Raw genomic sequence first — 9,842 nt, 5'->3', positions numbered from 1 at the left:
GAACAACCCGTTTCAGATGCCGGCCCCGACGAGCAGGTCTGCTCGCTGACGCACCAGCTTAATGGCAACCAGTTCGGCACAGCAATTGGTTTGTGGCAGGTAATTTCTGGACCGGGCAGCCTCTCATTCGACGACGCCACTTTACCGGGAGCAACCATCACAACCGACACTTATGGAACGTATGAATTATCATGGAATCTGGAATTGAATGGATGCACCGATTCAGACATTATTTCAATCAGTTTCTCGGAAAGTCCAACCCCAACCTCAGGAAACGACATTGTAATTTGCGGTTTAACAACAAATCTGGAAGCCATTCCTGATATTGGAACTGGCATCTGGACCACCTCTGCCGGGCCCGGAAATGTCACTTTTACTAATGCCGGTAACCCCACAACCCCAGTCGTCGTTGACATGCCGGGGCAATACACCTTCATATGGACAGAAACTTCTGGTGATGGCTGCTCGGGAAGCGTCAATCAGGTTGTTGATTTCCTTCCCCAGGCAGAAGCCGATGTAGCTCCCTTTAAAACAGAATCGTGTTCTCCACTGGAGATTACTTTTGAGAACACTTCCCTCAATGCGGATACCTATCAGTGGAGTTTTGGAGATGGCACAGCAAGTACTCAGGAAAATCCCACACATATTTTCCAGACAAATACTAGTGAACCCGTTACATTCGACATCATACTTGAGGCGAGAAACAGTAGTAACTGCAACGACACCCAAAACTACCAAATCATCGTTAATCCCAATCCGAAAGCTCTATTTGAAGCATCCGCACTGGCCGGCTGCTCCCCTCTGAGTGTAACCTTCACCAATCAAACCACAGGAGCTACCGCTTACACCTGGGATTTTGGAGATGGAAGCGTAACGAGCCCGGAAGAGAATCCTGCCCACATCTTCACCAATTCAGAAGCTTTCGTTCAATCGTTACCGGTGAAGCTAACGGTCGAAAACTCTTATGGATGCACCGATAATTATTCCACCTACATTACTGTCTATCCGGTAAGAGATATAGAACTAACCGCTTCGCCACAGGAAGGATGCGCACCACTCACCACGGAACTGCTGACCCAGTCGGGTGCCAAAAGCTATTCATGGAACTTTGGCGATGGAAGCACCGAAACAGGAAATTATCAGACCTCCCATATTTTTGAGAACAATACACCCGATGCCATCAGTTACCAAATATCTGTTACCGGTACTTCCTCCTTTGGATGTCTGGAAGAAGCCACTGCCATGGTAACCGTCCACGCGTCACCAGCTACCAATTTCGAAGTATCTCCCATGGTGCAGCAAATGCCCGAAAGAACCGTATCGGTAAACAACTTAACACCGGGAGCGTGGAATTATTCCTGGTCTTTTGGAGATGGAACAACATCCGAAGAAACCAATCCACAACCCCACCAATACGAAGGGTCCGGAGATTATGAAATAATGCTCAGAGCTTACAGCCAATTCTGTGAAGCCACCCATTCTGAACTTATTTCTATTACACCCATGATTCCGGCTATCGATTATGGACAGGACGAAAGCGGCTGTCCACCACTTCCCATCTCCTTTTACAACAACACCCTGGATGCCACATCCTACCTGTGGGAGTTTGGAGATGGCCAATCATCCAATGAAAAGGAACCCACACACACTTACCGGGTTCCGGGCACCTACACCGTACGCTTAACCGCCTATGGTCCAGGAGGAACCATTACCGCAGAAGATGTTACCGTTGAGATATTTAACACTCCCACAGCAATTTTTGAACCTATACCTAAAGTAGTTTACATCCCTGATGACCAGGTTACCTTTCTGAACAAGTCGCAGGGTGCCAATTACTGGGAGTGGTCTTTTGGAGACGGCAACTCATCGGTAGAGTTTTCGCCCACTCACACATACCAAAGCACAGGTAGTTTCGATGTGACCTTAAGAGTCGAAAATGCGGATGGTTGCACAGATGAAATTACCATTCCCGACGCGGTAAAAGCACAGCAAGGAGGAGAGATCGATTTCCCCAATGCCTTCACGCCCAACAAAAACGGGCCCTCCAACGGACAATACCAATATGGAGAACGCACCAATCATGTGTTTTACCCATTCATGCAGAAAGGTATTGTGGAATACAAACTACAGATTTTCTCCCGTTGGGGCGAATTGCTTTTTGAAACAACCGACATCAACCAGGGATGGGATGGCTATTACCGCGAAAAGTTAGCCCCACAGGGAGTGTATATCTGGAGGGTAACAGCAACTTTCAGCGATGGAAGAAGAATTGAAAAAGCTGGCGACGTAACGCTGCTACGATAAAACACGGGTTAATTATGCAGATTAGCGGATTCAAATATATTCTTTTCTGGAGTATTCTCACTCTAATGTCAGGTGCAAATATGGGAGGGCAGGATCTACATTTCTCCCAGTTTTATGCCTCCCCACTCTACCTGAGCCCCTCCTTTGCAGGAGCAACCGATGGAGGGCGCCTGGTAATGAACTATCGGAACCAGTGGCCAGGAATCGAAAAAGCCTTCTCCTCTTACGCCGTTTCCTTCGATAACTATTTCAACTCATTTAACAGTGGTCTGGGATTTCTCCTCATTCAGGACAAAGCCGGTAGTGCAGGTCTTACCACGACACATGCTGCCTTTCAATATTCCTACAACATCCAACTCACAGAGCAATGGCAGGTAGTCCCTGCTCTCCAGTTTGCCTATGGAAGTCGCTCTATCGACTTCGGCAAACTTCGTTTTGCCGATGAGCAAATAGGAGGTGGTGCTTCCGGTTCGTGGGACCAACTAACCAACGAACAGGCGGAATACGTAGATTTTGCATCCTCTGTATTGTTTTATAGTCCGGCCATGTGGTTGGGTGTCACGGCCGATCATTTGGCAACACCCAATTATTCCTTTCTGGGGGAACAAATGCAACTCCCCCGCAAGTTTGTATTCTTTGGTGGAATTAACTTCTGGACAGAACAAAGACGTAGAATAAAAGGAGATCGTTCCTTTAGTGGCACCTTCAGAATCCAGCATCAGGAACAGTTTAATCAGGCCGACATTGGCGCATATTGGTTCAACGACCCGCTTGAAATCGGGCTATGGTACAGGGGACTGCCGGTATTTGGAAATGACACAGACTCCAAATTCAATCAGGATGCCATTGTGGTTTCCTTCTCGTATCGTCACGGAGCTCTCAGATTTGGTTACAGCTACGACATTACCATCAGCAACCTGGGTTGGAATTCGGCCGGAGCACATGAGCTCTCACTCATTTTCGAATTTAATCAGAACTTCAGCCTGCGAAACCGCGGTCAGCGACCGGCAGTCCCTTGCCAGGCATCCTCCAACCCCCTCATAGACCAAGGTAATACTGGAAAATACCGTAACAAAAGAAAACGAATTTTCTGATTCTGAATCTTCAATTCATGTTGCCAAGCCCCTTTTCCCCTGCAAAGTCAAAATTGCATCACGTAAATTAAAAAATGCGGAAATTATTCTTTATTTTTTTTATTATATTTGTTAGGATCGTCGGATGAAAGAGTTTTAAACCACAGAATGAACTTCTGATGACCGGGGAAGATGAAAAGTTAAGATTTAGACTGCTTCATAGAAACGCCTGTCATTGCGAACATAATGAAGCCATCTCTTCTCCTTAACTGGATACTAGTTGATTAGGAAAATAAAAAGACAATAAGAATTTGAACCAATAGTGTCCTAAACATTTTTCAGAAAAGGGATTCCATCCCTTAAACCCTGATCCCGATAATGATTTTGTAAGGTTTTGATTTTCCAAAACCAACAAAAACCAATTCCGGAACCAAAAAGGTCAAGGTCAGCACCAAGCAAGAATTGTAAGAACTTGAAAACATTTCTTTTTGGACAGGTTTAATTTTAAAACATAAAGGGCATATCAAACTTTTTGTATCTTTTTTAACCTAGCAAACAACAGTATAAAAAACACATTTTTGACGCTTTACCACTTTTGCCTGAAAAAAGAAATGGTCTGAATCTTCAGAATGTTGTGTTCACAATTTTGTTGGTCTAAAACATTATGTGTAAAAAAACCTGATGTCATATACTTGTTCTTTTGGCCCTAATTTACTTAAGACTCATTGAAGAACCCGCTTTTAGCAGTATTTACAAGGCGTTAAAGAACAAAATTACGATGTTTAGAACTGTCAATTTATTTCATCTCACTCACTAAAAACATCTTTGATACCCGCGAATAAAAACTTATTTACTAACAAAAAACATAGAATTATGAAATTTTCACTTCCTCAACTGCCTTACGCTTTGGATGCATTAGAACCAAACATCTCAAAGCAAACCCTGGAATTTCATTATGGTAAGCACCATCAGGCCTATGTAACCAACCTGAACAACCTGATTCCGGGAACAAAGTTTGAAAATGCTGATTTGGAAACCATTATTAAAGAGGCCGATGGCGGTATCTTTAACAATGGTGCACAGGTATGGAACCATACCTTCTATTTCACTTCTTTTTCGCCCAAGGGAGGCAATTCGCCCACCGGCCCTCTGGCTCAAGCCATTGACGAAGCGTTTGGTTCTTTCGATAAATTTAAAGAAGAATTCACCAAAACAGCTACAACTCTGTTTGGTTCTGGTTGGGCCTGGTTGGTAAAAAACGGAAACGGTAAACTGGAGCTCATCAAAGAAAGCAATGCCGGAAATCCGCTTCGCAACGGGATGACGCCTATTCTGACCTGCGATGTATGGGAACATGCTTACTACCTGGATTACCAGAACAGACGTCCCGATTACATTCAGAAATTCTGGAATTGTGTGGACTGGGACATTGTAGGGAAACGATTCTAACAATTAAGTTTATCAATTCCGGGAAAAATCCCGGAGTTGATATTTAAAATTAACCGAACACATGAATAACCTAAAAGAGTTAATCCGGCGTAACAGAAGTTATCGCCGTTTCTATGAGGAAGAGAGTATCCCTCAGTACATCCTGGAAGGGCTTGTTGACCTGGCCCGTCTCTCTCCATCGGCACGAAATGCCCAAACACTCAAGTACTTAATATCCTGCGATGCCGACACCAACGCAAAAATCTTCCCGCACCTCTCCTGGGCCGGATATTTTCAAAATTGGAAGGGCCCAAAAAAAGGAGAAAGACCATCGGCATATATTGTAGTCCTGAATGACACAAAAATCTCTGATAATTATTTTTGTGACGATGGAATTGCTATTCAAAGCATTCTCCTAGGTGCTGTGGAACAAAACCTGGGTGGCTGCATTATTGGCTCCGTTGACCGGTTAAAGCTTTCCAAAGCGCTGAACATTCCAAATCACCTGAAAATTGTTGAAGTTATCGCACTTGGAAAACCACGCGAACAGGTTGTTATTGAAGACTTAAAAGACGACGACATTAAGTACTGGCGCGACGAGGGACAGATACATCATGTTCCAAAGCGGGCATTGGATGAGATAATCCTGAAGCTGGTATAAAAAGGTTTATTTTTTGGCAAAATCAAGGCGTTGAAAGTCCTTGCGCCAAAGCTAACTAATTGCTAATGAGGTTTCGAAAAAACTTTCAGTAACAATGGGTTTGACATTAAAGATGCTTTTTAGACCGGGCTCAAACATAAAATGTTAAAAACGAAAACCACCACGGCAAAACCGTGGTGGTTTTTATTTAAATATAATATCATTGGTATCCGGTTAAAATATTAAGATTACGTCACTGCGTTGCAAGCAAAGCGAAACAATCTTTTTTCAAAAAAAGGTTTCTCCGGACAATAGTGATAAAACTCATTAATTGGCGCGGCTGGTTAATTCCACATCCATTGCCACATCATCACCCTTTTCGTTGGTCACAATCCTGAATTTCACCTGATCGCCGGGTTCAAGATCATTAAAGTCGCATCCCACCACCGCTTCATAGTGAAAAAACAGGTTTTCAGGCGGATATTTTATAAACCCGTATCCTGATTTCACTGACAAGACGGTACTAACTTCATAATCATCACCGAGGGGTTCCTCTTCAACTTCCTTTGCAATAACATTTTCCCCCTTTGAAGAAGAATCCCGATTTACAAAAAGACTCTCCACCAATGGCACCTCTTCAGGTTTCGGTTCATTTATAATTTCCTCCATATAGACCGGGTAAGTAACTACATTCAATAAGTCCTGGGATGTCCGGGTTACCCGGTGGTTCCCATAATCGTCCCGATACTCAAAATCCCATGACAACAACATAATACGGGTTCCCAGAGAGTTGAGTTTTCGTGCCAGGGGAACATAGTCGCTATCTGAAGCAATCAGTACAATCACATCGAATCGCTTATGAAAAGCCGACTCAAAAGCTTCCAACGCCAATAACACGTCAATACTTTTGTCGAAACGCTGAGTTCCTCCATTTGCATTGTTTCTCAGAGGTAAATAATGAGTAGTAATGCCCTCTGACATTAGAATATCATCAAATACCCGTTCGTAATACAAAAGATTTCCTTTCTGACTTGCCTCGGCTGCTCCCGGACGACTCCTGAAATAGTGTGCATCTACAATCTGACAATGTGCAAATCCCATGGGGCCATACTCCACAGAAGCAACTTTGTTGCGAATAAAATCATGCAGACCGGAAATGCTGATGCGGCTGTGCTTACTGTGTACGTAGTTGTAGTAATTGCTTACATGAAAGAAATAATTTCCATCATAAAATATTCCTATTCGAATCAATTCCTTGTTTTTTTCTATTTGCATTTTTTTAATTCTTTAATTCTTTCTTATAATTGTTGTTCGGGAAAATAATAGATTTGGCCTCTTCCATGGACCTGACCATACTGTCATAAATAGATTATTCCCCAACATTTATCCTTTCGGATTGGTACTCACAATGCGGTTCAATTACAACATATTAATGGGAAAAAGGATGCGATTATATTAGTTCCTCAATTAAGTTGCTAACAGACTTAACAGCTGGGGATCAAAGTCCGCCACACCTTCTGTCCTGCGAATGAGGTGCTTTTATTAAGCAAAAGCCATGATCCTCTAACAATGTGTTATTTAAAAGACATCGCTTAGTTTCTTGGAGATGTCAGTAAATGAAACCCTCACTATTGACAAAAAACTACTGACTAATTTACTTCCCTCTTATCAAGTGCACGGGCCCCTCTGCTTTATGCACTTCATTTTCATTATAGCCCTCTCCACGGATGTAATAAAAATAAACCCCGGGTGCTCCCATTTTTCCACCGACTTTACCATCCCAGCCCCTGGCAGGATCATTTCCCTCATAAACCTTTCGTCCCCAACGGTTGAATACAACCATCTCAAAATTTTTAATTGATTTATAGGCTACTCTAAACTCATCATTGATTCCATCCCCATTGGGGGTGAAGACATTCGGAACTTCCAGCTCCGACTCCCAAACATTCACAATAAAAGGTTCGCTGAGGCTTTCGCAACCGGAATCACGGTTCACCACCTTCAAAAATACACTGTCTGTACCGGCTTCAGAAAAAACAAAAAGCGGATTAGGCTCTATCGAACGACCGGAATTACCAAAAGTCCATTCCCAGGCATTCACGGCACCTCTGGAAGTGTCTCTAAATTTTATTTCAATGGGCGCAGAGCCTTGTGCTTCAGAATGACGTTCGTTTAATACAGTATCTTTTTTCAAATCAGTCTCAAACACGGCAGAGACAGCAATCGCGGTGTAATCAACAGTTGATTCAAGGGCATTCCCAAAACGATCAGAAACAGTTCCAACAAAGGCCACATCCTCAAATGGAGCATCGAAACTAACACTTTTTCCGGTATGCGTCTCGTCAGTCAGAGGCCTTGTAGACCATTCAAATGAAAGGTTATAATTTACCCCGCCAAAAGTTCCGTCAGCAGGATCATAAAAAATCAGAGGAACCGTATCAGCAGATGCGGCCAATTCCACCCCAAAGCAGTCATCAAAGGTAATTTCCGATTCCACATTGACTATTGCCTGACTATTGTAAACCCAACATCTCTCATCTGCTACCACATCGCCCAGGTCGTCCTCAACCACAACCCGGTATCCTCCCTGTACATTCACAGACAACTGGCTGCCCGAAACAGAAAGCGGGTTATCCCAGGTGTTGTCTGTCACATTGTGCTGAAACCAGTTATAAGAAACATTGGTTCCGGAGTAATCGTATTGAACGGTCATTGCAGCACCTTCCGGGAAGCAAAACACAACATCATTAGGTGTACCGGAAGCATAATTGGTTTCTGCAACAGTTACATTATCAGCAGAAAACTGCCCGCTGACATTCATTGAAAACACCAACGAAACAGCAACAATCAACAGTAAAGACCTAATTGAAAACATTCTATAATCGTTTACAAATTGAATAATTGACGAAATTACAATAATAAAACGTATCGAAAGAGGATTTAATTGTTAATCTGCTTTGAGAGTAGGATAAAAAGGTATATTGCTGTCGAAATCGAAGCTTTTATTTTTTTTCACCGGAGTTGATCTGCTGTCAATGAGAATTGAAAAATTTCAGGGTGTATAATACTTTCATGCCAAAGCCAAAACTTTTTAAGTAAGGTTATTACACTCCCTAAAACAACGAAGAATTTGTCAAAAAATATGTTTTTTTGACTGAACCCTGAAACCAAAATCCAAAAATTCAAATCTATAGAACAGATTCATCTCCCATCACACAGGATTTCTTATCTTTGACAAGGAAAAATCAACCACTTACACTATGCATTATAAAAGCCTGATATACAGACTCCGCCTCTACACTCCGTTCATCCTTGCCATAATGGTCTCCGCCTGTTCTTCTTCTGAAGAGGAAAAACAGATTAAAACACCAGAAAAAGAGTCTCAGGAATCACAAATTTTCCGAAAGAAAGCAACCGAATGGCAATCTGATAAGCTGTCGCTGTTTGTTCACTTTGGTGCCTATTCTCTTTTTGAAGGAGAGTGGGGAAACAAAACCGTTGAGGGTCCGGCTGAAAACATCTGGGCATCAGCAGGCATCCCACTAGAAGAATATGAAAGAAAAACACGCGAATTCGACCCAGCAAAATGGGATGCCAATGATTTGGTGAATCAGGCCCGTGACATTGGAATGAGAAGAATCGTCCTTAACGCCAAACATCATGATGGATTCTGTATATTCGAAACCGCCACAACCGAATTTAATTCACTGGATTTTACCCCGTTCCATCGCGATCTTGTTAACGAAATGGCAGATGCCTGCAATGCCGGGAACATTCAATTCAGCCTGAGTTTTTCACTCTGCAACTGGCATCTGCCAGCAGCCGGCCCCATATCGGTGAATCACAACACACCTGTCACGGATGCACATCACCAAACCAATTTAACCCAAATAGAAGAATTACTCACCAAATACGGGCCAGTGTCTGAGATTTATTTCTACTCAGGCTTAAATACTCCGGAACAAAGCAGGGAAATACGCCAGCTGGTAAAAAAGTTACAACCCGAATGCCTGATTAGTGACGGCATTGGAAATGACATGGGTGATTTTATCGCAACCGATTTCAATACTTTTCCGGAGAATACTCCCGACATCCCATGGAATATGCTGGCATCAGCATTCCCTGAAACAAGAGCGTATAAAAAAGGTGGCTCCACAACTGACCTAAACCTGACAGCCCGTCAAAAGGTCAGAGAAATGGTCCGGGTAATCTCTGCCGGTGGCAACTATTCTTTAAACATTGGGCTTAAAGCCGATGGATCTCCGGCAGAAGTAGAAAATGAAATACTGAAAAATATCGGACGCTGGATCAAAGTTAACCGGGAAGCCATCTTTAGCGCAAAAGGAAGTCCGTTCAACACCAAATCATCGGCCTATAAAATCACCCGAAAAGACAAT

General features: G+C 43.0%; 7 protein-coding genes. 5 read left to right on the top strand and 2 right to left on the bottom strand.

Annotation, left to right across the window (positions count from 1 at the left end; all coding sequences use genetic code 11):
- The 4 genes from QZZ43_RS17820 to QZZ43_RS17805 all read left to right on the top strand — a co-directional run.
- Positions 1 to 2,304 (top strand): PKD domain-containing protein (locus tag QZZ43_RS17820; protein WP_291862098.1); only part of this gene is annotated, 2,304 nt, incomplete at its 5' end.
- Between the two features lie 14 nt (positions 2,305 to 2,318).
- A complete protein-coding gene (locus QZZ43_RS17815) occupies positions 2,319 to 3,398 on the top strand; it encodes a PorP/SprF family type IX secretion system membrane protein (protein ID WP_291862096.1) in 1,080 nt (359 codons plus the stop codon).
- 849 nt (positions 3,399 to 4,247) lie between these two features.
- On the top strand, positions 4,248 to 4,826 hold the full coding sequence (locus QZZ43_RS17810; protein WP_367221725.1) for a superoxide dismutase: 579 nt from the start codon (positions 4,248 to 4,250) through the stop codon (positions 4,824 to 4,826).
- A 61-nt stretch (positions 4,827 to 4,887) separates the two neighbouring features.
- Positions 4,888 to 5,466, top strand: coding sequence for a nitroreductase family protein (locus tag QZZ43_RS17805; protein WP_291862092.1), 579 nt, complete (start codon positions 4,888 to 4,890; stop codon positions 5,464 to 5,466).
- A 306-nt stretch (positions 5,467 to 5,772) separates the two neighbouring features.
- Here the strand turns inward: QZZ43_RS17805 and QZZ43_RS17800 are convergent, their stop codons facing one another.
- Both QZZ43_RS17800 and QZZ43_RS17795 read right to left on the bottom strand, forming a co-directional pair.
- Entirely contained in the window at positions 5,773 to 6,720 is a 948-nt protein-coding gene (locus tag QZZ43_RS17800; protein ID WP_291862089.1) for an NYN domain-containing protein, read from the bottom strand.
- A 379-nt stretch (positions 6,721 to 7,099) separates the two neighbouring features.
- Entirely contained in the window at positions 7,100 to 8,320 is a 1,221-nt protein-coding gene (locus QZZ43_RS17795; RefSeq protein ID WP_291862087.1) for a gliding motility-associated C-terminal domain-containing protein, read from the bottom strand.
- Positions 8,321 to 8,705: 385 nt separating this feature from the next.
- On the opposite strand from QZZ43_RS17795, the gene QZZ43_RS17790 reads away from it, so the two are divergent.
- Positions 8,706 to 9,842 (top strand): alpha-L-fucosidase (locus QZZ43_RS17790; protein WP_291862086.1); only part of this gene is annotated, 1,137 nt, incomplete at its 3' end.

Source organism: Marinilabilia sp. (genome assembly GCF_016278715.1).
In the GTDB taxonomy this organism is placed as follows: Bacteria; Bacteroidota; Bacteroidia; order Bacteroidales; family Marinilabiliaceae; genus Marinilabilia.
Note: the sequence above shows the minus strand (reverse complement) of the source record. Positions and strands in the feature narration are given on the sequence as shown.

Excerpts from the sequence above, each read along its gene's own strand:
- QZZ43_RS17815 (WP_291862096.1), top strand. The coding sequence starts at position 2,319 with ATGCAGATTAGCGGATTCAAATATATTCTTTTCTGGAGTATTCTCACT.
- QZZ43_RS17805 (WP_291862092.1), top strand. The coding sequence starts at position 4,888 with ATGAATAACCTAAAAGAGTTAATCCGGCGTAACAGAAGTTATCGCCGT.
- QZZ43_RS17800 (WP_291862089.1), bottom strand. The coding sequence starts at position 6,720 with ATGCAAATAGAAAAAAACAAGGAATTGATTCGAATAGGAATATTTTAT.
- QZZ43_RS17795 (WP_291862087.1), bottom strand. The coding sequence starts at position 8,320 with ATGTTTTCAATTAGGTCTTTACTGTTGATTGTTGCTGTTTCGTTGGTG.